The sequence below is a fragment of the Vibrio floridensis genome, from assembly GCF_021852965.1.
GTDB classification, from domain to species: Bacteria; Pseudomonadota; Gammaproteobacteria; order Enterobacterales; family Vibrionaceae; genus Vibrio; species Vibrio floridensis.
Window position 1 is genome coordinate 114,899 of the sequence record NZ_JAKGCY010000004.1, and the last position, 25,845, is coordinate 140,743.

General features: G+C 47.2%; 24 protein-coding genes. 11 read left to right on the forward strand and 13 right to left on the reverse strand.

What is annotated here, in order from left to right:
- The first annotated feature begins 231 nt into the window (after positions 1–231).
- Entirely contained in the window at positions 232–1,686 is a 1,455-nt protein-coding gene (gene cls / locus LZU85_RS08765; protein ID WP_039553367.1) for a cardiolipin synthase, read from the forward strand.
- Positions 1,687–1,810: 124 nt separating this feature from the next.
- Positions 1,811–3,019, forward strand: coding sequence for a cystathionine beta-lyase (locus tag LZU85_RS08770; RefSeq protein ID WP_206624307.1), 1,209 nt, complete (start codon positions 1,811–1,813; stop codon positions 3,017–3,019).
- A 71-nt stretch (positions 3,020–3,090) separates the two neighbouring features.
- Here the strand turns inward: LZU85_RS08770 and LZU85_RS08775 are convergent, their stop codons facing one another.
- The 7 genes from LZU85_RS08775 to pspA form a co-directional block, all read right to left on the reverse strand.
- Positions 3,091–3,660, reverse strand: a complete 570-nt coding sequence (locus LZU85_RS08775) for a DNA-3-methyladenine glycosylase I (RefSeq protein WP_206624308.1) — start codon at positions 3,658–3,660, stop codon at positions 3,091–3,093.
- A gap of 60 nt (positions 3,661–3,720) precedes the next feature.
- Entirely contained in the window at positions 3,721–6,828 is a 3,108-nt protein-coding gene (gene vmeI, locus LZU85_RS08780) for an efflux RND transporter permease subunit (RefSeq protein ID WP_206624309.1), read from the reverse strand.
- Entirely contained in the window at positions 6,821–7,936 is a 1,116-nt protein-coding gene (locus LZU85_RS08785) for an efflux RND transporter periplasmic adaptor subunit (RefSeq protein ID WP_080932308.1), read from the reverse strand. Before LZU85_RS08785 ends, vmeI begins: the two co-directional genes overlap by 8 nt.
- Positions 7,908–8,939, reverse strand: a complete 1,032-nt coding sequence (locus tag LZU85_RS08790) for an efflux RND transporter periplasmic adaptor subunit (RefSeq protein WP_237286897.1) — start codon at positions 8,937–8,939, stop codon at positions 7,908–7,910. The genes LZU85_RS08785 and LZU85_RS08790 overlap by 29 nt, the downstream gene beginning before the upstream one ends.
- A gap of 163 nt (positions 8,940–9,102) precedes the next feature.
- Positions 9,103–9,522, reverse strand: a complete 420-nt coding sequence (gene pspC / locus LZU85_RS08795) for an envelope stress response membrane protein PspC (RefSeq protein WP_080933266.1) — start codon at positions 9,520–9,522, stop codon at positions 9,103–9,105.
- Positions 9,485–9,718 carry an envelope stress response membrane protein PspB gene (gene pspB, locus LZU85_RS08800; RefSeq protein ID WP_011080700.1) on the reverse strand — a complete coding sequence of 78 codons (234 nt, stop codon included), beginning with the start codon at positions 9,716–9,718 and terminating at the stop codon, positions 9,485–9,487. Before pspB ends, pspC begins: the two co-directional genes overlap by 38 nt.
- 15 nt (positions 9,719–9,733) lie before the next feature.
- Complete coding sequence (gene pspA, locus LZU85_RS08805; RefSeq protein ID WP_011080701.1) at positions 9,734–10,405, reverse strand: phage shock protein PspA; 672 nt, start codon at positions 10,403–10,405, stop codon at positions 9,734–9,736.
- Between the two features lie 230 nt (positions 10,406–10,635).
- Here pspA and pspF point away from each other — a divergent pair, with 230 nt between their 5' ends.
- The 7 genes from pspF (at position 10,636) to LZU85_RS08840 (ending at position 17,918) form a co-directional block, all read left to right on the forward strand.
- A complete protein-coding gene (gene pspF, locus LZU85_RS08810) occupies positions 10,636–11,673 on the forward strand; it encodes a phage shock protein operon transcriptional activator (RefSeq protein ID WP_237286898.1) in 1,038 nt (345 codons plus the stop codon).
- Between the two features lie 177 nt (positions 11,674–11,850).
- Positions 11,851–13,467, forward strand: a complete 1,617-nt coding sequence (locus LZU85_RS08815) for an ABC transporter substrate-binding protein (RefSeq protein ID WP_176297328.1) — start codon at positions 11,851–11,853, stop codon at positions 13,465–13,467.
- On the forward strand, positions 13,467–14,429 hold the full coding sequence (locus LZU85_RS08820) for an ABC transporter permease (RefSeq protein WP_176297327.1): 963 nt from the start codon (positions 13,467–13,469) through the stop codon (positions 14,427–14,429). The genes LZU85_RS08815 and LZU85_RS08820 overlap by 1 nt, the downstream gene beginning before the upstream one ends.
- Positions 14,416–15,303 carry a putrescine export ABC transporter permease SapC gene (gene sapC / locus LZU85_RS08825; RefSeq protein ID WP_176297326.1) on the forward strand — a complete coding sequence of 296 codons (888 nt, stop codon included), beginning with the start codon at positions 14,416–14,418 and terminating at the stop codon, positions 15,301–15,303. Before LZU85_RS08820 ends, sapC begins: the two co-directional genes overlap by 14 nt.
- Positions 15,303–16,298 (forward strand): peptide ABC transporter ATP-binding protein, encoded by a 996-nt coding sequence (locus LZU85_RS08830; RefSeq protein ID WP_080535974.1) that lies wholly within the window; start codon positions 15,303–15,305, stop codon positions 16,296–16,298. The genes sapC and LZU85_RS08830 overlap by 1 nt, the downstream gene beginning before the upstream one ends.
- Positions 16,295–17,080: a peptide ABC transporter ATP-binding protein gene (locus LZU85_RS08835; RefSeq protein WP_237286899.1), complete on the forward strand. Its 786-nt coding sequence runs from the start codon at positions 16,295–16,297 to the stop codon at positions 17,078–17,080. The genes LZU85_RS08830 and LZU85_RS08835 overlap by 4 nt, the downstream gene beginning before the upstream one ends.
- Positions 17,081–17,135: 55 nt before the next feature.
- Positions 17,136–17,918 carry a DUF2927 domain-containing protein gene (locus LZU85_RS08840; protein WP_237286900.1) on the forward strand — a complete coding sequence of 261 codons (783 nt, stop codon included), beginning with the start codon at positions 17,136–17,138 and terminating at the stop codon, positions 17,916–17,918.
- 93 nt (positions 17,919–18,011) lie between these two features.
- On the opposite strand, the gene LZU85_RS08845 is transcribed toward LZU85_RS08840, so the two are convergent.
- The gene (locus tag LZU85_RS08845) at positions 18,012–18,401 is read right to left on the reverse strand and encodes a DUF2750 domain-containing protein (protein ID WP_103193155.1); all 390 of its coding nucleotides are present in this window, start codon (positions 18,399–18,401) and stop codon (positions 18,012–18,014) included.
- A gap of 131 nt (positions 18,402–18,532) precedes the next feature.
- Positions 18,533–19,438, reverse strand: a complete 906-nt coding sequence (locus LZU85_RS08850) for a manganese-dependent inorganic pyrophosphatase (RefSeq protein WP_026130783.1) — start codon at positions 19,436–19,438, stop codon at positions 18,533–18,535.
- 178 nt (positions 19,439–19,616) lie between these two features.
- On the opposite strand from LZU85_RS08850, the gene LZU85_RS08855 reads away from it, so the two are divergent.
- Positions 19,617–20,831 (forward strand): putative manganese transporter, encoded by a 1,215-nt coding sequence (locus tag LZU85_RS08855; RefSeq protein ID WP_237286901.1) that lies wholly within the window; start codon positions 19,617–19,619, stop codon positions 20,829–20,831.
- A gap of 101 nt (positions 20,832–20,932) precedes the next feature.
- Here LZU85_RS08855 and LZU85_RS08860 read toward each other — a convergent pair whose 3' ends face one another.
- Complete coding sequence (locus tag LZU85_RS08860; RefSeq protein WP_237286902.1) at positions 20,933–22,672, reverse strand: glycoside hydrolase family 36 protein; 1,740 nt, start codon at positions 22,670–22,672, stop codon at positions 20,933–20,935.
- Between the two features lie 236 nt (positions 22,673–22,908).
- On the opposite strand from LZU85_RS08860, the gene LZU85_RS08865 reads away from it, so the two are divergent.
- Positions 22,909–23,826 carry a sulfotransferase gene (locus LZU85_RS08865; RefSeq protein WP_237286903.1) on the forward strand — a complete coding sequence of 306 codons (918 nt, stop codon included), beginning with the start codon at positions 22,909–22,911 and terminating at the stop codon, positions 23,824–23,826.
- 89 nt (positions 23,827–23,915) lie between these two features.
- On the opposite strand, the gene LZU85_RS08870 is transcribed toward LZU85_RS08865, so the two are convergent.
- The 3 genes from LZU85_RS08870 to LZU85_RS20990 form a co-directional block, all read right to left on the reverse strand.
- Positions 23,916–24,887 carry a porin gene (locus LZU85_RS08870; RefSeq protein WP_237286904.1) on the reverse strand — a complete coding sequence of 324 codons (972 nt, stop codon included), beginning with the start codon at positions 24,885–24,887 and terminating at the stop codon, positions 23,916–23,918.
- Positions 24,888–25,356: 469 nt separating this feature from the next.
- Complete coding sequence (locus tag LZU85_RS08875; RefSeq protein WP_336886289.1) at positions 25,357–25,677, reverse strand: transthyretin-like family protein; 321 nt, start codon at positions 25,675–25,677, stop codon at positions 25,357–25,359.
- A gap of 16 nt (positions 25,678–25,693) precedes the next feature.
- On the reverse strand, positions 25,694–25,822 hold the full coding sequence (locus tag LZU85_RS20990; protein WP_332214734.1) for a transthyretin-like family protein: 129 nt from the start codon (positions 25,820–25,822) through the stop codon (positions 25,694–25,696).
- Between the last annotated feature and the right edge of the window lie 23 nt (positions 25,823–25,845).

A 25,845-nucleotide genomic window follows, 5' to 3' on the forward strand; every position in this document is an offset into this window, starting at 1 on the left:
AAACAGTTTAAGAATAAAATTGGAAGCCCGAACAGTCTATTTTCCCACCTTATCTTTCATTATCGCGATTAAGTGCTGATTTTTTAGCCACAAACACCTCATCAACCTTAATTTTACAAAATCTTTACAACTTTTCGCTATATGAACTCGGTTCTCTATTGAGGCTGCTATTTCTAATTTTTCTATTTCAGCTTACTATCTGAATCGTTTACTAGTTTCTACGAGATAGCGATGGACAAGTTCTACCATTTTCTCACCCTCGCAGGGATCGGACTTTATTGGGTCCTGATTGCTGGTGTGACGTTCCGTGTCGTGTTAAAGCGTCGTGCCGTGAGCGTTTCGCTCGCATGGCTAATGATCATTTACATTCTCCCTGTGCTGGGCGTCGCCTGCTATTTTCTGTTTGGTGAGCTAAATCTAGGCCGCAAACGAGCCGAGCGTGCCAAAGAGATGTTTGCCCCCTTTGCCACTTGGTTCTCGCAACTGAATGACTGCCAAGCCCATGCGCCAGAGTCGATGGGACGCCATATCTATCGTATTGACGAATTGTGCAATACTCGGCTGGGCTTACCCGCACTCAGCGGCAACACGCTCTCTTTGCAACGTTCGCCTGAAGAGATTCTTCATTCCGTCATTCAAGATATCGAAAACGCGCAAAGTAGTATTCGTATGGTGTTTTACATCTGGCATCCTGGAGGCTTAGCGGATTCTGTCGCTTCAGCGCTTATCCAAGCCGCCAAACGAGGTGTGGATGTCAAACTGTTGCTGGATTCAGCGGGGAGTCCACGATTTTTCCGTAGCCATTGGCATCAGATGATGGTGAACGCAGGCATTCACGTGGTACAAGCGCTAGAAGTGAGCCCATGGCGTATTTTTCTACGTCGTCTCGATTTAAGACAACACCGAAAAATCATCGTTATCGACGATGAGATTGCCTACACAGGTTCAATGAATTTGGTCGACCCCGCCTACTTCAAACAAAGCAGCGGCGTTGGGCAATGGGTGGATATCATGGTGCGTTTGACTGGTCCAACGGTGAACGTGCTTTCCGCCATTCATTGCTGGGATTGGGAAGTAGAAACTGGACATCGCCAATTACCCAGACTGCCTGAATGCCCGTTAGACTCGACGCAATACCAAAACCCCATTCAAGTGGTTCCATCGGGCCCCGGCATGCCAGAGAACTTGATTTCTCAAGTGTTGATTCTCGCCATCAACCAAGCGAATCACTCGGTCACGATTACCACACCTTACTTTGTGCCGAGTATCAATCTGCTCGACACGTTAAAAATGACCGCTCAACGTGGTATCGACGTTCAGTTGATCATTCCTCATAAGAATGATTCTTTAATGGTTCAGTGGGCATCACGGTCGTTTTATAGCGAACTTATGGAAGCGGGCGTGAAGATCTTCGAATTTTACGGTGGATTGCTGCACACTAAATCCGTCGTGATCGACCAAGAGTTTTGTCTCGTCGGGACGGTCAACATCGACATGCGCAGTTTGTGGCTCAATTTTGAAGTCACACTGGCGGTAGATGATGAGCATTTCACCCAACAAATGCACCAATTACAACAAAACTACAAATCGCGCGCTCATCCTGTTCATCTGAGCGAATGGAACAAACGCTCGCTTTACTCGCGCTTTTTAGAGCGACTCTACTACCTCTTTAATCCTTTGCTGTGAAACTCACCCACAGTGACAACTTGAAAACATCCCCTTGTCGGGGATGTTTTTGCTTTGCAACCCTTGCCAAGCCTATACGCTCCATGTTTTAAATAGGGCATTCTCTCATAGACAAGGAATTAACATGTCGGAAGGCAAACAAACCAAGCTGGTCACCGCTGGACGCGATAAAAAATGGACTAATGGCGTGGTAAACCCGCCAATTCAGCGTGCGTCGACGGTGGTTTTTGACACAGTGGCAGACAAACACCACGCGACCGTCAATCGAGCCAACAAAACACTTTTTTACGGACGTCGCGGCACTCATACCCACTTCGCCTTTCAAGAAGCGATGACACAAATTGAGGGCGGTGCCGGCTGCGCACTTTACCCATGTGGCACCGCCGCCATTTCCAACGCGATTATTTCCTTCGTCGAAACCGGTGATCACATTCTGATGGTCGATACCTGCTACGAACCAACTCGCGATTTCTGCGATAAGATCATGAAAAAAATGGGGGTAGAAACCACCTATTACGATCCGATGGTTGGAGAAGGCATTCGTGAGCTCATCAAACCCAATACCAAAGTGCTGTTTTTGGAATCTCCCGGCTCTATTACCATGGAAGTGCAAGATGTCCCTACTCTCGCACGTATTGCGCATGAGCACAGTATCATCGTGATGTTGGATAACACGTGGGGTGCCGGTGTCAACTTCTCACCTTTCGAGCATGGTGTAGATATCTCGATTCAAGCAGCAACGAAGTACATTGTTGGCCATTCGGATGTGATGTTGGGAACCGCTGTCGCAAGCGAGCCCTATTGGGATCAGTTGCGTGAGCAAAGTTATTTGATGGGACAGTGCGTCTCACCGGATGACGCCTACCTTGGTCTGCGTGGTCTGAGAACGATTGATGTACGTTTGCGTCAACACGAACAAGCCAGCCTAAAAGTAGCGCAATGGCTCGCAACCCGACCAGAAGTGGACCATGTTCGCCACCCAGCATTGGAGAGCTGCCCTGGTCACGAGTTTTTTAACCGTGATTTCACTGGCGGTAATGGCCTGTTTTCTTTTGTATTGAAGACCTCATACCCTCGTGCAACCACAGCGCTGCTCGATGGAATGAAACACTTCAGCATGGGCTATTCGTGGGGTGGATTTGAAAGCTTAATTTTGGCCAATGAACCAAAGAGTTTCTCAAGCTTACGTACTGTCGCCAATCCGAACTTTGAAGGTACCTTGATCCGCCTGCATATTGGTTTAGAAAATGTCGAAGACCTAATTGCCGATCTCGAAGCGGGGCTTGAACGTTATAACGCATTGATTCTTGAAAGAGAAACCTCTCTTAGCTAGCGGCGATTTACCTCGTTAGGCGCTCCCCGCTATGCATATAAAACAGCCCCTCATCTCTGCGGGGCTGTTTTTTATCTGCATGCTTTGCTGGGGCAGTGAATTAAATGGTCATCGACCATCCCGACGGCCTGCATGAAGGCATAGCAAATGGTTTCTCCAACAAACTTAAAGCCACGCTTTTTAAGAAACTTGCTGAGCGCTTTGGATTGCTCAGTGACCGCAGGCACTTCATCCATGGATTGCCATTGGTTAACAATCGGCTGATGGTCGACAAACGACCACAAAGCGTTAGACAGTGAACCAAACTCTTCTTGAAGCGCTAATGCAGCGCGTGCATTACTAAACACCGACGCAATTTTCCCACGATGTTTCACCACATCGTACTGAGCAATGATCTCCTCAACCCTTTGCTCTCCCTGTTGCGCGAGTCGTTTGAGGTCATAGCCTTCAAATGCCTCTCGATAACCTTGACGTTTTTTCAGAATCGTAATCCAACTCAATCCTGCCTGTGCACCTTCTAGCGTCATGAACTCAAAAAGTATGGTGTCGTCGTAAACAGGCTTACCCCATTCCGCGTCATGGTATTCACGTTCTAAAGGGTGATTCATCGCCCACGCACATGTTTTTTGTTCTGCCATCATCTAACTCCTTATAAAAACGCCCTCACAAGGTGAAGGCGTTTAGATTCCTAGGCCGATTCATTATTTCGGCACCGCCACTTTGTGGAAGAGACGATACAACACTGGCACGACAATCAGTGTCAGGATTGTCGCAAAACCCAGACCAAACATGATGGTGACTGCCATCGGCTTAAAGAAAATGTCGGGTAACAGAGGCACCATGCCCAGAATCGTGGTGATCGCCGCCATACAGACTGGGCGAACACGGCTCAACGCAGCATCCACAACCGCAACATACGGATCTTTGCCTGACTTCATCTCTATTTCGATCTGATCAAGCAATACGATACCGTTTTTCAACAGCATGCCAGACAAGCTTAAGAAGCCGAGTAACGCCATAAAACCAAATGGCGTATTGAGCGCTAACAAGCCAGTTGTTACCCCAATCACCGCTAGAGGCACCGTCAGCCACACGATCAATGGCTCTTTCACTGAGTTAAACAAGAACACAGTGATCAAGAACATAAACAGGTAACCCATCGGCATGGTGGTAAAGAGCGACGCTTGTGCATCACGAGAGGATTCATATTCCCCACCCCATTCCAGAGAGTAACCTGGTGGCAGTTGAATGGCTTCGATTTGTGGCATCAAACGTTTCTGTAACGTTGACGCGGTCTCTTCACCAAGAATGTCAGGATCAGCCATCACCGTCAGCACGCGTTTGCGGTTCTTACGCACAATAATTGGGTCTTCCCAAAGCAATTCATAGCCTAACGTCACCTGTTGAAGAGGAATGAATTCGCTTAACGCCGGGCTCCAAATTTTCATCCCTTCGATATTACGAATATCCACACGCTCTTCATCTGGTAAACGGGCAACGATCGGCATTAACGTCGTGCCATCACGATAAATACCAATCGCCATTCCCGAAAACGACATGGCAAGGAAATCGTCCACATCCGACTTTGTGATGCCGTAACGTCTGGCTTGGCTTTCGTTAAACTGTGGCTCAAGCACTTTGGTACGTTCACGCCAGTCGTGGCGAACGTTGGTTGCCCCTGCATCGGCGTACATGATATCCATCACCTGAGCGGCAATTGAACGCAATACCGTTGGATCCGAACCGATAATGCGCGCTTCGATCTTCGCACCACCGCCTGGACCTAACTCAATTTGCTTCAATTTGTAGTTGATCTCAGGGAAGTTCTCTTTGACATGCTGGCGGAATTTCGCCATCAAAGGATCAAGGGCTTCATAGCTGGTGACACGCGTAGTAATTTCACCATACGCGGCATAGCTCTTCTCTGGTGCGTAGGTCAGCATGAAACGCTGCAAACCCTTACCCGCTGTGGTCGTGATGTGCTCGACATTGTCTTGTTCGGCTAACCAGCTTTCCAACGCTTTAAGCTTGGTGTTAGTCGCTCGAATGTCCGTCCCTTCCGGCAGCCAAATATCGGCTTGGAACATTGGCGTGGTCGACGATGGAAAGAATGCCTGCTTAACCAATGTAAAGCCGTACAAACTGACGCCTAAACCCAGCACCAACACGATCATAGTCAACCAAGCTCGCTTCATACAGAACTCTAAGAAGTTCTTGTATACCACGAAGATCATGCCGTTATACGGGTCCACTTCTTCGCCCGATTCTGACACATTCACTTTCTGGCCTTTAAAGAAAATATCGGCGAAGAAAGGCGTTAAAGAAATCGCAGTGAACCAACTCAGCATCAGAGAAATCAGCAACACGGTAAAGAGAGTGCCACAGTATTCACCTGTCGCATCTTCAGACAGACCGATAGGAGCAAATGCGGTCACCGCAATGACCGTCGCCCCAAGGAGCGGCCACTTAGTTTGCGTGACAATGTCGGTCGCTGCCTGCAGACGCGTTCGGCCTTTTTGCGTGCCAATCAATATCCCTTCAACCACCACAATGGCGTTATCCACCAGCATCCCCAGCGCAATAACCAACGCGCCGAGAGAGATACGTTGCAAGTCGATCTTGAAATACTGCATGAAGATGAAGGTACCCAGTACCGTGAGCAGCAAAATCAAACCAATCAACAGGCCAGAGCGCAAGCCCATAAAGAACAACAGGACGATAATAACAATCGCAACTGCTTGCCCCAAACTCACCACGAATCCGCTGACCGACTTATCCACTTCCTTCGGTTGGCTATAAATCTCGGAGATATCAATGCCAACCGGTTGCTGGTATTTCAGTTCTGCTAGGCGACGGTCGAAGGATTTACCCACTTCCACCACGTTGACACCTTGTGCAAAAGAAACGCCGACGTTCAACGCCAGTTTGCCATTGAAGTTGATGATGTTGTTCGGCACTTCAACATAGCCACGTTTGATATCAGCCACGTCGCGAAGATAGATCAATCCCTGAGCACCGCTTTCGGTGATAATGAGATCGCCCAACTGATCGACGTTTTGGAACTCACCCGTAGGATGGATACGAACGTATTCATCGCCAATTCGGATCGCACCAGCGTCAGACACCACGTTTTGCGTCGAAAGCAGGTTAAAGACCGTGTTTGGTGAAATACCTAAGCTACTTAAACGCTTCATCGATATCTCGATAAACACTTGCTCTTGCTGTTGTCCAGTGACGGAAACTTTACTGACCCCATCGACCAGTTCGAGCTCACGTCTTAAATAATCGACATAATCCAGCAGTTCTTTGTAACTGTAACCATCACCGGTGACTGCAAGTAAAATCCCGTACACATCACCAAAGTCATCAATCACTTGCGGGTCATTCACTCCGGGAGGAAGCTGACCTTTAAGGTCGTTGACTTTACGACGCAGTTCATCCCAGATTTGTGGCAGATCATCCGGACCATAATTGTTTTTCATGGTCACAGTGATTTGAGATAACCCGCGGCTGGAAATGGAGTTAACCTCATCCACATAAGTTAATTGCTGAATCGCTTTCTCAAGCGGATAAGTCACCTCTTCTTCAACCTGCTGAGGTGTGGCACCCGGATAGGAAGTCACCACCATTGCGTCTTTGATGGTAAAGGCCGGATCTTCTAAACGACCTAAACCAAAAAACGCAGCCACCCCACCAATCAAAAAGATCAGCGAAATCATCCAACTAATCACACGATTTCGAATAAAATACGCTGCGACGCCCGTTACTTCATCATCGCTTTGAGGCGACACTACTGGTTTATCACTCATTGTTCGCCTCCTGAGAAATCACATTCACTTTAATGCCGTCGCGCAGTCGTGCGATACCCGCCACCACCACTTGCTCTGAATGCGTTAGCCCCTCAATAATTTGCGCACTCTCTTTCGACGCTTTACCTACAACGACTTGACGTTTGCTAACGCTATTGTCCGCGTTTAACACCCAAACAAATTTTTTCTCTCGATTCAGCTCATCCCCATCAGCATTAAAAATGGCCTCAATCGGTACACGAATACCCGAGTTCAGCTCCAGCCCGACACCTTCTCCTCGTGAAGTCACCTCAACGGCCATGCCGTCTAAGATGTACTCTTTTTCCGGCATCGGCATGGTCAGCGTGACCGTAAAGGTGCCTGTTTTTGGATCGGGCTCTGTGGTGAACTCTTTGATTTTTGCCGAGTACTCATTTCCACTGCGAACACGAACTAGGGCATCAACTTGCTCAAGCTTTTCTCTGGTGGGCTGATTGACATACAGCTGATCGGGAAGCTGAATTAAGATTTCGACTTCATCAACACTGTGAATGTTGACCACTTGCTGCCCAACTTGAACGTTTTCAAATTGATCAACACTGACTCGTGAAATGATGCCGTCAACAGGTGCTTTTAACTGTGTAAACGAGAGGCGCAGTTTTGCCAATTCAAGTTCAGCCAGTGCAATTTGGCGCTGCGCAGCGATCTCATCAAACTGAGATTTTGCCAGTAACCCTTTTTTCACCAGCGGCTCCGAGCGCTTAAACTGGCTATCCACTACCGAGAACCTTGCTTGCGCGTTATCCACGTCCAAGCGGTAATCAGTGGGGTCAAGTTCAGCAATCACATCGCCTTTTTTTATCCTATCCCCTTCTTTGACGTATAAGCTCCTGACTTCTCCGGCGACTCGAAAACTGAGGTGAGAACGTTCTGCAGCGTTTGCTACAGCAGGGAAATAGAGGCTGTCGATCATCTCTTCGTCAGTCAACGAGACAATTTTGACATTTGGGTCAGCCAAAGCGGCTGGCTGATTTTGTTGCCCACATCCGGCTAACAGTAAAGCGGCGGACAACGCGGTTAAACCAATCCATTTATTCACGTTATAGCCCTCGCTCTTTAACCCATTCACGAACTTTTATCCCTGACTCGATACCACTGACACCAGAAATAATGATTTGGTCACCATCATTGAGACCATTAACCACTTCGCGCTCGTCGTTAAGCTCCACTTCCGCGAGCTCAACAATGCTCTGATCATTCACTCGCCAAACATACTTTTTCTCATCTTGCTTAAAGATGGCAGAGGTAGGGATTTGTGTGGCAGATTGAGATTTGGCACTCACGTGGACACTACCAGCCATACCGGGGAGCACTCCAAGATCGGCAGGACGCTCCATGATCATAGTGACTTTATAACTGCCGGTTTTGGTATCCGCTTCGGTATCGATTTCTTGGAAGCGCAGTGGGAATTCACTCCCTGGGAATGCATCAAAACGCATCACCGCGTTCGGCTCAACACCCTGAGAGAAACGGCCCAATAGATGATCTGGCAACTGGAAAATCACCTTCATCAATTGATTGGTTTGGATATTCATTACACCTTGTTTGGCCGCAACGTATTCGTGATTTTCAGCTGGAATAAGAGAAATGGTGCCATCATAAGGTGCAATCAGCTTAGTGTAACGAAGGTTGGCCTCAGCTTGCTCTAACGTAGCGCGCGCAGAGTTGTGGTTGGCTTGTGCTTGATCGAAGTCTTGCTCAGAGACCACCTTATCGGCGCGAAGCTTTTTGTAGCGCTCATATTGCACATCCGCCAGTTTAAAATTCGCTCTCGCTTGTTTTGCCAGCAAAGCGTACTCATCTGGGTTCAAGGTGGCTAAAACCTGCCCTTTTGTCACTCTTTGACCTGCAGTAACATCAATGGTCTGCAATTGTCCAGGGACACGAAATGTTAAAACTGCCTTATCACCCGCTTCAGAAACAGCAGGAAAAGTTCGTTCAAATTTGGCGTCACCCACCGACACCGTGAACAACTTGGCAGGCCGCGAATCGGGTTCGGGAATAGGAGGAAGCTCTCGACCACATCCTCCCAATGCTGTGGCGACAGCAAGAAAAACCAATGCTTTTCTCATGGTTATCATCCTGTTAGAAAATGTTCTCTATACCTTAGATGAAACTATGATTTTGTTCCAGTTAACAGCTTTGTAAATATCTGAAATTTAATAAAATGAGAGCAAGGTTAAACCTTGCTCTCATGAAAATTGCCCAAGAAGGGTTATTTTTACTAAAACAAACTTAAAGTTTGTTAAATTCACGGTTCACTTTGAAGGTATCGGAAGTGACATACGCTTCCATATCACGCACTTTGTTTTCAATTCGATTGAAATCCGCTTCAAGGATCGCCAACAAGGATTCCGCCGTTTGCCCTTGCTGCCAAGGTTTGGCTTTGAGCTTATGGTCATGACGCATTTTTAAATCCTCTTGGTACTGGATTGGTTGCTTTTCCAACATAAATGTCAGGGCAACGTACGCCAGAATAACCAGAAAACTTCCGCCTAACAGCGCCGCAGAAATCACTAGGATTCGAATCAACCAAACTTCAATGGCCAAGTAGTTTGCAATACCCGCGCAGACACCACTCAATTTGCCGTTGACTGGGTCACGGTAGAGCTCTCGACTATTCATAGCGACGTCTCCAATTTGGGTTTTCCGCATCGAGGATACGTTCCAAGGTGTCTATGCGTGATTGAAGCTTTTCCGCTTGACCGGACAAAGACTCCAACTTCTGCAAATCTATGTCCGACAAACCGCTACCTACTTTGCGCTGACTGCGATAGTGAAGAAATAGCCACAGTGGTGCGACAAAAATCAGAAATACGATTAATGGCCCTGCAATCATAAATGTCGTCATAGATGGCTCCTTTGCTTATTTTTGTTGTGAGTTCACTTGTTCTTTTAACTTTGCCAACTCTTTTTCAATTTCATCCTGAGCTTGAAGCTCAGCAAATTCCTGTTCCAATGATTTTGATGAACCTGAGTTGGCGTAGAGATCCGCTTCGGCTTCCAGCTCATCCACTTTACGAGCGTATTGCTCAAACTTTGCCATCGCTTCATGCGTGCGGCCGGAACTCAAATGACGCTGAACATCACGACGATTGGAAGCCGTTTGATTGCGGATCATCAAAGCTTGCTGCTTCGCGCGCGTTTCGGCAATTTTGGTTTCCAACTTGCCAATTTCGCCAGTCAATTTCTCAATGGTTTCTTCCACAAGAGTTTGCTCTGTATGCAAACCTTTGATCAAGTCTTGTAGCTTTTGCTTTTCAATTAATGCTGCACGCGCCAAATCTTCACGTTGCTTAGTCAGCGCCAATGTCGCTTTTTGTTGCCAATCCGAAATTTGGCTTTCCATTGCTTCCACTTTACGAGCGAGCTCTTTTTTATCCGCAATGGCTTTCGCCGAGTTGGTACGCACTTCGACCAGCGTGTCTTCCATTTCTTGAATGATGAGACGAATCATTTTTTCCGGATCTTCTGCTTTATCCAGCAGCGCACTGATATTGGAATTGATGATGTCTGCAAAACGAGAAAAAATACCCATGATGGAACTCCTCTATTAGTCTCGATATCGTGCTTTTGTCTAAAAATGCACTCAGTCAGTGTTCTAGTTATTAACGTTATAACAAGAAGCATGCCAAAGTTGATTTTCTTTATTTTTCAATAAAATAGAATTCAACTTGTCTCTCACCGAACCTATGCTATGATGATTTTCACCAAATATTGGTGAATTTAACCAATTTCGTTTCCCAAACGCTCACTAAGAAGGAACTTATGAAGCAAAACTTGATCGGAGAATCACCTGCCTTTCTGTCTGTCCTCGACAAAGTGTCAAAACTGGCACCGATTGAGCGTCCAATCTTGATCATTGGTGAGCGAGGCACAGGTAAAGAACTGATCGCTCAGCGCTTGCATTACCTGTCTAAACGTTGGGATAAGCCCCTACTCTCTCTCAACTGTGCCACCTTGTCTGAAGGTTTAATCGACTCCGAGTTGTTTGGCCATGAATCCGGTTCTTTTACGGGCTCAAAGGGGAAACATAAGGGGCGATTTGAACGTGCAGAAGGCGGTACCCTGTTTCTTGATGAGCTGGCCACTGCGCCTTTGATGGTACAAGAAAAATTGTTACGAGTGATCGAATACGGTGAGTATGAGCGCGTGGGTGGCCATCAGCCACTGACCGCGGACGTTCGCTTGGTGTGTGCGACCAATGCGGATCTGGTAAAAATGGCCGAAGAAGGTCAGTTTCGCGCTGACTTGCTCGACCGACTCGCGTTTGATGTCATTACGCTACCGCCATTACGAGAGCGCCAAGAGGACATTTTGTTGCTCGCCGAGCACTACGCGATAAAAATGTGCCGCGAACTCAAACTCGATTACTTTGTTGGCTTCACGTCCCATGCGAGTTCACAACTGATTGCGTATCGCTGGCCGGGCAACGTTCGAGAGCTGAAAAACGTGGTGGAACGTGCCATTTATCGTCACGGCCTGAACCCAGATCCGATTGATGAATTGATTTTTAATCCCTTCGCTACCGGATGGGAGAGCGAAAAGGCCGAACAAGAGCAACCGAATGCATCAAGTACTGCTTCAAGTTCAACAAGCAACGATCAAGTCTCTTCGCCAGCAACGACCGAGATTTCGTTTCCCATTGATTACAAACAGTGGCAGGAAGAGCAAGACATCAAGCTACTCAATCAAGCCTTGGAAGCCAGTAAATTCAACCAGCGCCAAGCCGCCGATCTTTTAGGGCTCAGCTATCACCAGTTCCGAGGTATGGTGAGAAAATACGCTTTGGTCGGACAAAACTAGACCTAGGTCCACCAGCAATTTGTCGGCAAGGTGTTACACTTAACTCAAAGAAAATACGCTTACTTAACGCTTTGCTGAAAAACGAATTTCTGTTTGGAGCAAGGTAAATTAAATGGTAAATTAGCCGGATCTTTTGGCGCTGACAAAGGCGTACATTCATACGATACGTTTCATTTTATGAAAACACTAATACAACTCACATTGGGATTATTAGGCTTTAGCTTATTAACCGGGTGTGGCAAAGACATTGACCACAAAGAAGTACGCCAAACTGGCTTTGTTTTTTGTGGGCAAAGCAATCTTAAAACCTTCAACCCTCAGTTGATTGATAGCGGTATTACGGCAGACACTCTCAGCCCGCAGATTTTCGATACCCTTTTAACGCTTGATCCACAAACACATCAGCCCATTCCGAGCCTTGCTGAAAGTTGGAAGGTCAATAAAACAGGTACAGAATACACGTTTACCCTACGCAAAAATGTCACTTTTCAAACCACAGCATGGTTCGCCCCGACCCGTCAGTTAAACGCAGAAGATGTTGTTTTCAGTTTTCGTCGAATAATCGACCCATCTCATCCTTTCCACCTCGTCGGTGGTGGTCACTACCCTTGGTTTGCGGGCATCGATTTAGCCAACTTACTTGTGGATGTTGTCGCGATCTCCGATCGCCAAGTAAAATTTACGCTCAGCCGTCCCAATTTTGCTTTCTTATCCAACCTCGCTACCACCCATTCGGTCATTCTTTCTGCGGAGTATGCGAATCAGTTGGCGGCTGCCGATACAAAAGAGCGTATCGATATGTATCCCGTTGGCAGTGGCCCATTTTTATTGGAGGAATATCAGATCAACGATTTGGTTCGTTTGCGTCGCCACGAAGGCTATTGGCGGAACCCGGTAAAAATGGAACAAGTGGTTTTCGATATTTCACAACGTGGTACGGGCACGCTTGCCAAACTACTGCGTAACGAGTGCGATGTGTTGCGCTCCCCCATCTCCAGCCAGATCCCGATTATTGAAAACAACCCCAATATGGAACTGACGGCAACGCCGGCGATGAATGTGGCGTTTATCGCCATCAATACCAGCCATTCTGCACTAAAAGATGTGCGTGTGCGCCAAGCGTTGAACCTCGCGATCAACCGACAAAATATCCTCGACTCCGTCTACTATGGAACAGGAACAAAGGCGTACACCTTGCTGCCACCGAACTCTTGGGCATACCAAAAAGACAGTGTCAAAGTGCGCTTTGATCGTAACTATGCACTTGCGCTAATGCGTGAAGCTGGGTACGAGCAAGGCTTATCACTTACTATGTGGGTACCACTCGAACCACGTGTTTATAATCCAAGTCCACGTAAAACCGCCGAACTGATTCAGTCTAACTTGGCTGATATCGGCATTGAACTGATTCTGATCACTGATGAACGAACCGAGCGCGTAACCGTTGATCATTCTCAAGGTGATTTGTCTCTCACTGGGTGGGTTGGCGACACAGGCGATCCGGATAACTTCTTACGCCCACTGCTTTCTTGCAGCTCTGAAAGAGCGGGGATTAACGTAGCCATGTGGTGCAACAGCGACTTCGATTTCTTACTCGATTTGGCGTTGGAAACAGAGAAAAGTCGATATCGCCTAAACTTATATCGCCAAGCACAGAACATTCTCAATGAAGAATTTCCAGTGATTCCATTGGCACACGGCGTTCAGTTCAGAGCTCACGACAAATCGTTGATTGGCTTTAAATCCAGCCCATTTAACTCCCAACCATTTGACAGTGTAGAGAGAGTTTACTGATGTTTTGGTATACAGTACGACGCTTAAATCTATTTGTAATTACACTGGCCATTTTAACCATGGTTGGTTTTTCGATCTTACGCTTAGACCCAGAATCGGTATGGGCTCAAGCAGATTATTGGCATGGTTGGTCTATCTATCTTTCTGAGCTGGCACAGTTAAACTTTGGCGTGAGTAAAAATGGCGTTGCAATCTATGATGAACTCGCCGTTGTTTTCCCTGCCACCCTAGAGTTGTGTTTCTTTGCCTTTTTGGTCGCGCTGCTTATTGGTATCCCCTTTGGCACGATTGCGGGCATGAAGCAAGGCAAGTGGGTCGATACCACCATCTCTTTTGTCTCCATGTCTGGCTACTCAGCCCCGCTCTTTTGGGTCGCACTATTGATGCTGATGGTGTTCTCTCTCCATTTCGAGATATTTCCTGTCTCTGGGCGCTATGACCTACTTTATGAAATCAAACACGTAACTGGTTTTGCCATCATCGATGCGTTTCTTGCTAAAGGGCCTTACAAAGCTCATGCACTGCAGAGCGTCATTGAGCATATGGTGCTGCCCTGTTTGGTCTTGGCGCTGGCGCCAACCACACAAGTGATCGGATTGATGAGAGCCTCGGTCGCAGATGTGATGAGCAAAAACTATATTCGCGCCGCTCGAATTAAAGGTTTGACTACCCGTGAAATTGTCACTCAGCATGTGTTACGTAACGCCATCCCACCTATTATCCCTAAAGTTGGCGTACAGCTTTCTAGCATGTTAACACTGGCTATCATCACAGAATCGATTTTTAACTGGCCGGGTATTGGTCGTTGGCTATTAGATGCGCTCTCTAATCGCGATTACGTGTCGATTCAAGCGGGAGTGATGGTCGTAGCGACGTTAGTACTCACAGCCAACATTTTGTCGGATCTGATTGGCGCAATCATCAATCCACTGGTAAGGAAGGAATGGTATGCTAACCGATAGTGTTTACCAGGAAGAGCATATTCCGACTCAATTTGAGCGCTTTTGGCGTAGTTTCCGCAATAATAATCTAGCCATGTTTGGATTGTGGTGTTTGATCTTGTTGTTGCTGGTTACCATCAGCGCACCTTGGTTGGTTCCACATGATCCTCAGCAGCAAACCGCGCAATTGCTGGTACCGCCATCATGGAGCCCTGCAGGAACAGTCGAGTACTTTCTTGGTACTGATGATTTGGGCCGAGACATCCTCTCGCGACTGATTATGGGAGCTCAACCCACTTTAGGCGCCGCGATCATCATCACCGCCATTGCCGCCATCATTGGCTGCTTTATCGGTGTTCTTGCCGGGATGACACGCGGACTTCTTTCCAGTACGTTGAACCACTTACTGGATACGGTCATGTCCATTCCATCACTGCTTTTGGCGATCATCTTTGTCGCGTTCTTTGGTGTGGGTGAATTCACCGTGTTGTTGGCCGTTGGGCTGGCGCTTATTCCGCGTTTTATTCGTTCGGTTTATATTGCAGTGCATACTGAAGTTGAGAAAGACTACGTGATGGCGGCACGCCTTGATGGCGCCAACAACTTTTACCTGCTTTGGAACTCGATTTTACCCAATGTGCTGATTGTCATTGCCACTGAGATTACTTTAGCCCTTTCTGTGGCCATATTAGACATCACCGCGCTTGGCTTTCTGGGGTTGGGGGCACAAGCACCAAGCACCGAATGGGGCGCAATTCTTGGCGATTCCGTGGAGCTGATCTATCTCGCGCCTTGGACCGTAACACTGCCTGGTTTGTCCATTATGTTTACCGTTATCGTTATCAACCTTGTCGGTGATGGCGTACGCCGAGCACTCAATGCGGGGATCGAATAATGCCGTTATTGGATATTCGTCATTTGACGATCGAAATTGAGACACCGCAAGGCTTAGTAAAAGCCGTTGACCGCATGAGCCTCACGCTAAATGAAGGTGAAATTCGCGGTCTCGTTGGCGAATCAGGCTCGGGTAAAAGCTTAGTCGCCAAAGCCATCGTTGGGGTATGTAAAGACAACTGGAAAGTCACCGCCGACCGTATGCGATTGGGCAACATTGATCTGCTGCAACTCACGCCAAGTGAGCGTCGACGAGTCATTGCTCGCGACATCGCAATGATTTTCCAAGAGCCATCCACCTGTCTTGACCCGTCTGAAGAAGTGGGTAAGCAGTTGATTGAATCGATTCCATCACGCACTTTTGACGGAAAATGGTGGGAACGTTTCAAATGGCGTAAGAAACGCGCCATTGCCCTTCTCCACAAAGTTGGGATTAAAGACCATGTACGCTTAATGAAGAGCTATCCTTATGAGCTTACAGATGGTGAATGTCAAAAAGTGATGATTGCGATGGCAATAGCCACCGCACCTAAGCTCTTGATTGCCGATGAACCCACTAATGACTTAGATCCAATCACTCAGAACCAGATTCTGCGTTTGCTAAGTCGTATGAATCAGCTGAACAACACCACGATTCTGCTCATCGGCCACGACTTAACCAATATTACCCAATGGGCTAACCGTATTACGGTAATGTACTGTGGGCAATCAGTAGAGTCTGCTGATACAGATAGTATTTTGGAGGCGCCAAAGCACCCATACACCGCTGCGCTATTGAAAGCGATGCCTGATTTTAGCCACTGGATTCCTCACAAACAAAAGTTGCAGTCTCTACCGGGGTCGATCCCGCCATTGCAGCATTTGCCTATTGGCTGCCGTTTGGGGCCACGCTGCCCTTATGCACAGCGCCAGTGTGTGGAGATCCCTTATGCACGCCGCATTAAAAATCATAAGTTTAGCTGTCATTTCCCTCTTAACACGGAGAAAGATTCATGAGTGCCTTGTTAGAGGTAGAGAACCTATCCAAGAACTTTGTCACGCGTTCGGGCTTGTTTAAACGCAGAGTACAACAAGCGGTCAAACCGGTCAGCTTTACGCTCGAAGCGGGTCAAACCATTGGTTTTATTGGCCAAAATGGTTCAGGGAAATCAACACTAGCCCGTATGCTGGCGGGCATGGTGGAACCGACTTCTGGCGAAATTCGTGTCAACGGCGAGCGACTCGAGCACCGAGATTACGCCACGCGCTGCAAACTGATTCGGATGATTTTCCAAGATCCCAACACCTCGTTGAATCCACGTATTCAAATCGGGCGTATTTTGGAAGGTCCACTCAAGCGAAACACCAATATGCCACCAGAAGCACGTCTAAAACGGGTTAAAGACACGCTATTGCGGGTTGGCCTGTTACCCGAACACGCCTATTTTTATCCGCAAATGCTGGCAACCGGGCAAAAACAGCGTGTCTGCTTAGCACGAGCCTTGATTCTACAACCCTCTATCATCGTTGCCGACGAAGCGCTAAACGGCTTAGACATGGCAATGCGCTCACAAATCATCAACCTCTTTTTAGAACTGCAAGAAGAGATGGGCGTATCGTTTGTCTACGTATCACAACACATCGGTATCGTTAAACACATCACCGATAAAGTGATGGTGATGCATGATGGAGAAGTGGTGGAATCTGGAGATACGCAATTCGTGTTGAGCGATCCACAGCATCCTCTTACACAACGCTTGGTCGAAAACCATTTCTACAAAACCCCTTCTCACTACTAGTAGAAGCCATCTGTCAGCGTGATGAGAAAATAGTCAGCGAAGCAAGGAGCAATGCATGAATAACATTTGGGTGAAACCACTGATTGGCATTGCTCTCCTGCTTTTGACATCGGGCACTCATGCAGTGGAGAAAACGTGGCTTCAACCCGCCTTCGTCAGCAACGCATTCATTCAAGTGGCATTGCGCAATGAATATAGCCCAGGGGAAAAAAAAGTTCGCAAATGGCACACGCCGATACGTGTGTACGTTGAGCATCAGGTCGCAGATAAAGCGCTGCATGCATCGCTATTAAAAATGCACCTGCGTGATTTGTCCGCCATCACAGGCCTCTCAATTGAGACCACCAGCGACAAAGCGCAAGCCAACGTTGTTTGGGTGTTCACCCAAGAATCGAGCTATCAAAGTGAAGTCAAACGTCTCATGGGACGCAAATCTGCCAACAATCTGGGCAGCGCGGTTTGCAAAGCGGGTTTTAAAACTCGCCAAAGTGCCATCTATTACGCTGCGATTGTTATTCCTGTCGACAAAGCACGCGAGCACGGCAAATTAGTCGCTTGTATTGTGGAAGAAGTCACGCAGGTTCTTGGCCTGCCTAACGATTCAGAACAGGCTTACCCTTCTATTTTTAATGACAATTCCCCAGAAGAGTTACTCTCACCACTCGATATCGTTCTACTCAAGTTGCTTTATCAACCGGAGATTAAAGCCGGTATGTCGGAGGCGGAAGTCAAACCAGTGCTAAGTACACTGCTCACGCGTTTCGCCGACAACGGCACCTTATCTCAATCCGTCGATGTCGCGACGCAAACCGAGCTGTTTCAGTTTATTGGGTATTGATCGTTAAGCGGTTCAAAGCCGTTAAATTGCTATACGGCGATAAAAAAACGGCGCTGAATCGCACCGTTATGTTCTGTGATTGACCAGAGCGTTTTATCTCTTCGCCGCCTGTTTTTTCAGTTCAAAGTCAAACTCATCAGGGAACAGCACCACCCCTTCCTCATTAATGCTCGGAAACACGACAACCGATAGCTCGTCGTCTTCTAAGCCACGAGTCCAGCGGCTGTGCCACTTGTTTAGCGAGATCGATTCCGCTTGGCACTCTTGCCAATCGCCCGTGGCCCACTCTTCGGCAAACTCTTTATTTGGCCAAACCGGTACGCACTCTTCCTCTTCGCTGTTGAGCATCACGCAGCCATGCTCATCAGTGAGGATCCATACTTGGCGCTGGGCGACAATTTCCTTAACGCAGTAACGTAAACGTTGCTCTTGATCGTAACTATTAATGGTACGAATTTGATCTTGGGATAATGGTGTGGTCATTGCGCCTCTCCACTTTTGCCTTTTGGCGACATTCAATTAAAAACGCCCACTTGCCGTGGCAAATGGGCGTTTCCATTATGGTGCAAAGTCTCATCGAGTACCAGCGAGACTCTTTCACTCTGTGCGACTGATTACGCAAGCTCAACTTGAAGCCAAGGCCAGCCTTGCTTCTTACGACTTAGCGTGTTTTCCATCATCAGCAGGCCATCTTTTTCATGCTTAGCCAGTTTGTCTGACCACTCACCTTTGTAGATCAAGCGAGTCCATGCTGTCGTGATGTCAGTGAGCATAACCGCAGCAAACGCAAGGCCATCTTCGTCACAACGACGTTGTAGGTCTGCTTCTAGTGCTTCGATCATGCCATCTACTTGCTCAAGCGTTGCCAGTTCAACTTGGCCTACAACCACGTCACGACCATTGAATGGGTAACCTTTCAGATCTTTCTCTACAAGCTGTGCAGCAGACAGACCTTCAATGTTTGTTTTCGCGATCAGTAGATCTTTAGTGAACGCATCAATATCAGTAACACCGGCAATTTGCGCAAGCTCTGCTACTGCATCTTTATCTTTTTGCGTACAAGTTGGAGAAGCAAAACCTACGGTGTCAGACAGGATTGCAGACATCATTAGCTTAGCGATTTTTTCAGAGATCGCGTGACCTTCAATCTTAAACATGTTGAACAGAACGGTGTTAGTACAACCAACAGGCCAGATCCATGCTTCCATTGGGTTTACGGTCATGACGTCACCAAGACGGTGATGGTCAACGATACCCGCAACTTCAGCTTCAGCGATATCATCAGGCGCTTGCGCAAGATCTGAGTAATCCACCAACCATACCGTTTCACCGGCTACTGATGTACGTAGCTCAGGAACCTCTGCACCAGCCACTTCAAGAATGTGCTGTGTTTCGCGGTTGATTTCGCCTTGACGAATCGGCATCGCTTCAACGCCACGCGCTTTTAGCAGCTCAGTGGCTACGATGGCACTACAAATACTGTCACTGTCTGGGTTTTTATGACCTACAACTAGAATCATTATCTTTCCTATCCAAGTCTCGTTATTCCTGCTTAACCAAAAAGCAGGGTTGCTCACAAAGGGGCATACTTTACCTGAAATGAGCGGATTTGACATCAAGAAAAGTGACCTCTCGCTATTGCGAATAATTCTCACTTTCATATAATGATAATCATTCTTATTTGCATTAGAGACAACAATGAACGCAACGAAATTTTTTAGCTCAACGCACCCGTTGCTGCAACCGACGCAGTTTCGTCTCGCTCATAAACGGTTGGTGTTGCCTGTTGCCCTTTTGATGTTGCTGCTTAGTGACACGACTCGACAAATCACCGTGACGACTCTCTCTGACTCTTTCTGGGCGGTTTCTTGTTACGTCGCGGCCACGCTTGCCATTTACCACTATTTGTCTGGCTTTATGTCGCGCACCAATCGAGTGACACAACTTTATCGCGCATCACGTCACTACCAAGTCTTTTTTGCCGCTTTACTTGGCGCTCTGCCCGGTTGTGGCGGCGCCATTGTTGTAACAACGCAATTCATCAGCGGCCGAGTTGGCTTTGGAGCGATTGTCGCCGTGCTAACCTCAACCATGGGCGACGCTGCCTTTCTGCTGCTTGCCGCCAAACCCGTGACTGGACTCGGCGTTATTGCGTTGGGCATTGCGGTAGGAACCCTTTCTGGCATGGTGGTGAACGCACTCCATGGCGACGATTTTTTACGGCCCAAAGTGAGCGATGAACCTAACCGACCACATTGTTGCCAAAACAAGCAAGACGCACATACCCCATTTGAACAGCGAGCCATTAACTTGCAAGGCGCATTTTGGAAATGGCTTCTGATACCTGCCGCGGGCGTCGCTCTGCTTGGTTCGTTTCAAGTGGATGTGAATTTGCTGTTTGGTCTTGAGGAAAACACCATCGAATGGATGGGCGCGATTTTCGCCGTCACCAGCATGTTCCTTTGGGCATTGACCAAAGAGTTCGGCAGCTATCAATCCGCCGTCTCTGAAGACGAAAAGATCATCGACTCCCATCCGATTCAAAAAGCCGCCCAAGACACGAATTTCGTCAGTGCTTGGGTGATTTTGGCCTTTCTCGCCTTTGAACTGACTCGCTATTTTTCTGGGCTGAATTTACAGGTGACGTTCTCAGGATGGGGCGTATGGATGCCACTCATCGGGGTTGCCGTGGGAATGTTGCCCGGATGCGGGCCACAAATTCTCATGACCAGCTTATATCTCTCCGGTGCTGCTCCGCTCTCCGCGCAGCTCGCCAACGCGATTTCAAACGATGGTGACGCGCTCTTCCCTGCCATTGCAATGGCACCGAAAGCGGCCTTGGTCGCGACGATTTACTCTGCCATTCCGGCTTTTATTGTGGGTTATGGTTATTTCTTCCTGTTTGAATATTAGTTTGTACAAAGCAAACAACCGTCAAACACCCCATCATCTCAACGGAAAAGAGCCTCTATAAAGTGAGGCTCTTGTCTGGATATGCTTACGACTAAGCGCGCTTACGCTGTGACGATGGCTTTGGAATTCAAGCCCGGATTTAATTGGGTCACAAACAACTGGCAAGGCTCATCACTTAAACGTTCTTGTGTCCAGTAGTCGTACCAATGCACTGGCGTATCAGAGATCAACGTAAACTCTTTGTCTTGCTGGCCGTCATAATTGAACAAACAGTGCAGATCGTTTTTCTCGGTCAGCTTCAAGAAGGCGTGGTTGAGACTGAACGCGGTAAATTTCGCCGCATTCTGATTGTGCTTTTGACGAACCATCAATTTGGCAAGACAAGATTTGGCGAATGGCGTGATCTCTGGAAGTGGATCGCCCGACAGCAGCAGCCCGCCACACGCAAGTAGGACATTGCGGTGAAATTCATATTCTTGCCTTTGCACACCTTGGTTAGGTAGCGAAGTGAAGGTTGCGCAGTCAGGATCAATCTGCCAAAGTTTTCGATGCTGCCAACTGCGGTAGAAGGTCTCTTTGGCAATTTGTTCGAAGCGATGTGCGTGGCGCTCAACGTCATCCGAAACGCGCATGGCATCAACCAATCCTAAAGAAGGCCACATTGGCGCGTTACAACCAAGTAGCCACGCTTCGCCCGCTCCTTGAGCGATCGCATCCATCCCGAGTCGATACGCTTCAACACCTGTTATGCCTTTTTGGTAACGCTGCCCTTTTAGCGTCCCCCAATAGTTAGCGTCCAATTTAAAGAGCTCTACACCCCACTCTTCTCGCATGGTTTTTACTACATGAGTTAGGTGCTCCTGCACTTCAGGATGTGATGTATCAAGGATATACCAAGGTGTACAGCGCCAACCGCCATAAGTGATGTCCTCTGCTTTTAGCAGTGAGCCATCCTGATGTTTAACAAACCATTCGGGATGCTTACGAAAGATCTCTGATTCAGGCTGAGCAATAAAGGGCGCCAGCCAAATCGCTGGTTTTTTGCCACTCGCTCGAATTTGTGCAATCAGTTGTTTGACTCCCCCTGAAAACTTGTCAGAAGGAGTAAGCCAATCGCCCATAAAGGCCTGATAGCCATCATCAAGTAAGACCCACTCCAGCGCCTCTAAGCTGCCCTGCATCTGCTCGACATTCGCTAAGATATTTTGCTGGCTCACATCGGCATAATAGGCATACCAAGAACACCAACCTACTGGCGAATTCTGCTCCACCCCTGCTCTGATCGGATGATGAACCGTAATATGTTGCGCAAACTCAGCATAGAGCTCAGACAAAGAGGCGCCTTCCAACAGCACTACAGATTCCAGCGTATTGGTTTCCCAATCTTGGATTTCCGTCTGTTCGCCATCAAGATAAGCGACAACATGCCAGTGGTTACCCGCCTGTTCCAGCTCAAAATAGCCAGCGAAGCGCCGACAGGAGGTAAAACCAAACAAGGTGTAACCTTGTGATTCCTCAATCACTAAGTAATTGTAGTAACGCTTAGGCGCATGCTGTGAATAAAGGCGATATTGTGGGTTATTGTCAGGACAACGACCGATGTCGATCACTTGGTCTCGAGTGCCAGTGGTCTGCGCCAACATTTGAAACCCGTCCCCCAAGAGCTGAGCCTGAGCTTCAAAATTGAAAGGAGTACGAAAAAGTTCAAATCGATCATTGATGATACGGTTGTGCATACCGTGATAGCAGAAGTGAACTTCATTGTTATTTATCGTCACTTCCAGTTCATCATCATTCACCTCGAAAGGGATGTGATTGCCTAAGGTATAAGGGCTTTTCATGAAATCTGCTCACTGTGTTTTTCTTGTATTATCAGTCAATAGCAGCACTACAAATCGTTATCTTCATCACGATTTGCTGGCAAAGATTTTCAAATTGCCTATCAAATTGAGAATAACTCAACGCCGAAGAGTCAATTTTCTCTAACGAATTGTTATTTATAAAAATTCCCCTTGGCACAAGCTTTGCGTACAACCTAAAAGCAAGCACAAAACCGACTCTAACGTGGGACGATAGCATGATGACAAGCAAACCCGATCATCAAACACGATTATCAGCGCCAATCATTTTTATCGGTCCCGGCCGTTCAGGCTCGACCGTTATTTCTGAGTTTGTCATGGCTCATCACAGCCTTGGCTGGCCAGATAACTACTGCGAGTGGTTTCCGTCTCTACCATCACTTGCTTGGCTCACCCGACTCACCAATAACTCGCTTTGGTACGTATCCGGCGAAAAAGCGCAGCTTAATCACACGTTACCGCTCAATAACTTGCTACCCAGACCCGCTGAGGCATGGCCTTTGTGGCAAAAGATCACTCGTGATGAGATCGATTTTAGCCGGGAATTTTTGCTTCACCAGAGAGCCAGTGCAGAGGAGAAACAACGGATTCGTCGTTATTTAAATCAGCATTTGCGAGCGCAAGGCAAACCGCGTTTAGCAATGAAATTTACTGGTCCCGGACGTGTGGAGTATTTGTCCAGTATATTCCCAGATGCGTTGTTTATTAATGTCGTTCGCGAGCCCATCGCCACCGTCAATTCACTGCTCAAGGTACCATTTTGGCAAGCACAGGGGTTACATCAACTATGGTGGCGAGGCGCCTACAGCAACCGCGAACTCGAAACCTATCAGCAAATTCGTCACGACCCGGTATGCAGCACCGCCTTTCAACTGAGTAAAATCCTGAAAACCACCGAGGAGGAAATCGCACGAACAAAAGTAAAATCGTTGACGGTTCATTACGAGGACTTTGTTCGAGATCCACAGTTTATCGTCCATCAAATTATGCATTTTTGTCACCTTCCCCCTTGCGAAAGAGTGCGCAACAAACTGAGAAACAGTCCCATTAGGGATCAAAACAAAGCAGCAAAAGTGAGTGGTATCGCGAAAAGAGTATCCACTTGGTGTGAAAACGAAAAGACCCTCGAATCCTGAGGGTCAAAGAAAAGGCAGTGGATTATCGCCAAAAAAGCGTCCTGCTTTAAATGGCCCGCAATGCAGGCCATAAATTGCTAAGGAAGTTCTTAGAAGTCGTAAGCAACTTTGAAGAATGCGGCTAGATCATCGCTGTTGTTGTTATCAGACAGATCAACATTGAAATCCACTAGTGCAGACAGCTTGTTAGTGAACTGGTAAGAACCACCAAAGTTAACTGACTCTTCGCTAGCTGAATGATCATAATCTTTAGCTGCGTAACCAGCAGCTAGGTACAGTTTATCGATAGTGTAGCCTACTGATGCACTGTACAAAGACGCGTCTTCACCCTTGAATGATTCATGGTTAGCGAAGTTTGCACCGATCGCTAGGTCACCGAAAGTCACCACACCGTTTACTAGGTAGATTTGCTCGATGTCAGTGCCGCCAACTTTCTCATCATTCTTCTCGTAGCCAGCGTTAACTTGGAACTGTTCGTTTTTGAAACCAACATAGCCGTTGAAACCACGTTGACCAGATGCGTCTGCTTCGCGGTCACCGTAGTAAGAAATACCGTATTTGAAGCCTTCTTTCATGCCTTCAAATTTGATCACTTGGTTTACGTCAGAAGCGTCAGAAGCGGATGCACCAAACTCAATAGTTAGGTCGGCTGCGCCATCTACTGCATCTAGAGCAGAGTCGTTTGCGTAACCGATAGACGCTACGCCAAAACCAGTTTTGTAACCAACCCAAGTGTCGATCACTGTGAACTTAGCATCCATTGAAGAGTAGTTGTCTGCAAGGTCGAATTCACCAGCAAACTGACCAACTACGTTGCCTTTTTGGTAGTTGATGAATAGATCAAAACCAGTCACACCGTCATTGTAAAACTCTCTATCAGGACGACCTTCTTCATAGTAACCACCGACAGCCACTTGACCACCAACAGAGAATTCTTCGCCAGAAAGGATTAGGTCGATCATTGACTCACGAGCACGCTCAGAAACGTTTTGGTTTACGTCTGCTGCGATTGCAGAACCAGCAACAAGAGATAGCGCCACCGCTAATACTGTTTTTTTCATTTTTATTTTGTCCTATCAATTTTATAGATTTTTTCACCACTCGACTTAGCCCGTAAGCACCAGTCGTTGCGGCGAAATTATTCTCAAAGACAAAACTTTCCTAATAAAACATTACAAATAGATATAAATCACAACCACTAAGGCAATGGAGTTTTTCTAAAAAACAATGAAAAATGCGCTCCATTTAATCGATTGTCTGTATTTTTAGCGAGCGTAATCACAAAAACAGCCAACAATTCACAAAAAAGTATAAATTTAAAATGAGCATATAATTTTTCAGTTTTAATCACTTTCAATGACACCCCACCAAATACAAGCGAAAAAAGCCGCACCAAAACGCTCACAAAGCATACAGCTCAACCTATTACTCAGCGTCTAATTTAACTCTTTGTTTAGCATTAAATATACGTTTCTAGGACTGCGGCGTCTTCTTATAACGTATATAGGTATCGGTACTTTGATCATATACCTATGTGTTTATGCTCGGACTGTTCCAGTCGCCAATGGAGTGAACAGGCACACGCCTTTCTTCTATAGGAGAGATATCGACTTCGTGAATGCGCTTCGAATGCGATAGCTCACAGCGAAAATGAGTCAACATCCAACGCAGTGACTTGGCTCCTTCTATTGGAGCCCAAGCACTCCAACTCTCTTTTTTCTCACTTTGATATTCAACACTAATTTGCTGATAGACTTTTAAGCTTCCGCCAAAAATATCTCCTGGCAATTTCGAACGAATGGTTATAGAGGGAAAAGAAAACTCCCGCTTGTTCATTGGTTTGAGTCTCATCAACAACCGTTCTCCCTTAGCTATACCCTTCGTAAAACAACTCTCGAACAACCGTCATCCCTTCCTGTGGCACTCCTTCAAGCGTGATCACCCCATGCACTTCTGGAGACATCTCAACATCATATTTTTTAAATGGCCAAAACATGGCATTTGCTCCTGACGAAAAAG

Excerpts from the sequence above, each read along its gene's own strand:
- cls (WP_039553367.1), top strand. The coding sequence starts at position 232 with ATGGACAAGTTCTACCATTTTCTCACCCTCGCAGGGATCGGACTTTAT.
- LZU85_RS08770 (WP_206624307.1), top strand. The coding sequence starts at position 1,811 with ATGTCGGAAGGCAAACAAACCAAGCTGGTCACCGCTGGACGCGATAAA.
- LZU85_RS08775 (WP_206624308.1), bottom strand. The coding sequence starts at position 3,660 with ATGATGGCAGAACAAAAAACATGTGCGTGGGCGATGAATCACCCTTTA.
- vmeI (WP_206624309.1), bottom strand. The coding sequence starts at position 6,828 with ATGAGTGATAAACCAGTAGTGTCGCCTCAAAGCGATGATGAAGTAACG.
- LZU85_RS08790 (WP_237286897.1), bottom strand. The coding sequence starts at position 8,939 with ATGAGAAAAGCATTGGTTTTTCTTGCTGTCGCCACAGCATTGGGAGGA.
- pspC (WP_080933266.1), bottom strand. The coding sequence starts at position 9,522 with ATGCGGAAAACCCAAATTGGAGACGTCGCTATGAATAGTCGAGAGCTC.
- pspB (WP_011080700.1), bottom strand. The coding sequence starts at position 9,718 with ATGACGACATTTATGATTGCAGGGCCATTAATCGTATTTCTGATTTTT.
- pspA (WP_011080701.1), bottom strand. The coding sequence starts at position 10,405 with ATGGGTATTTTTTCTCGTTTTGCAGACATCATCAATTCCAATATCAGT.
- pspF (WP_237286898.1), top strand. The coding sequence starts at position 10,636 with ATGAAGCAAAACTTGATCGGAGAATCACCTGCCTTTCTGTCTGTCCTC.
- LZU85_RS08815 (WP_176297328.1), top strand. The coding sequence starts at position 11,851 with ATGAAAACACTAATACAACTCACATTGGGATTATTAGGCTTTAGCTTA.
- LZU85_RS08820 (WP_176297327.1), top strand. The coding sequence starts at position 13,467 with ATGTTTTGGTATACAGTACGACGCTTAAATCTATTTGTAATTACACTG.
- sapC (WP_176297326.1), top strand. The coding sequence starts at position 14,416 with ATGCTAACCGATAGTGTTTACCAGGAAGAGCATATTCCGACTCAATTT.
- LZU85_RS08830 (WP_080535974.1), top strand. The coding sequence starts at position 15,303 with ATGCCGTTATTGGATATTCGTCATTTGACGATCGAAATTGAGACACCG.
- LZU85_RS08835 (WP_237286899.1), top strand. The coding sequence starts at position 16,295 with ATGAGTGCCTTGTTAGAGGTAGAGAACCTATCCAAGAACTTTGTCACG.
- LZU85_RS08840 (WP_237286900.1), top strand. The coding sequence starts at position 17,136 with ATGAATAACATTTGGGTGAAACCACTGATTGGCATTGCTCTCCTGCTT.
- LZU85_RS08845 (WP_103193155.1), bottom strand. The coding sequence starts at position 18,401 with ATGACCACACCATTATCCCAAGATCAAATTCGTACCATTAATAGTTAC.
- LZU85_RS08850 (WP_026130783.1), bottom strand. The coding sequence starts at position 19,438 with ATGATTCTAGTTGTAGGTCATAAAAACCCAGACAGTGACAGTATTTGT.
- LZU85_RS08855 (WP_237286901.1), top strand. The coding sequence starts at position 19,617 with ATGAACGCAACGAAATTTTTTAGCTCAACGCACCCGTTGCTGCAACCG.
- LZU85_RS08860 (WP_237286902.1), bottom strand. The coding sequence starts at position 22,672 with ATGAAAAGCCCTTATACCTTAGGCAATCACATCCCTTTCGAGGTGAAT.
- LZU85_RS08865 (WP_237286903.1), top strand. The coding sequence starts at position 22,909 with ATGATGACAAGCAAACCCGATCATCAAACACGATTATCAGCGCCAATC.
- LZU85_RS08870 (WP_237286904.1), bottom strand. The coding sequence starts at position 24,887 with ATGAAAAAAACAGTATTAGCGGTGGCGCTATCTCTTGTTGCTGGTTCT.
- LZU85_RS08875 (WP_336886289.1), bottom strand. The coding sequence starts at position 25,677 with ATGAGACTCAAACCAATGAACAAGCGGGAGTTTTCTTTTCCCTCTATA.
- LZU85_RS20990 (WP_332214734.1), bottom strand. The coding sequence starts at position 25,822 with ATGTTTTGGCCATTTAAAAAATATGATGTTGAGATGTCTCCAGAAGTG.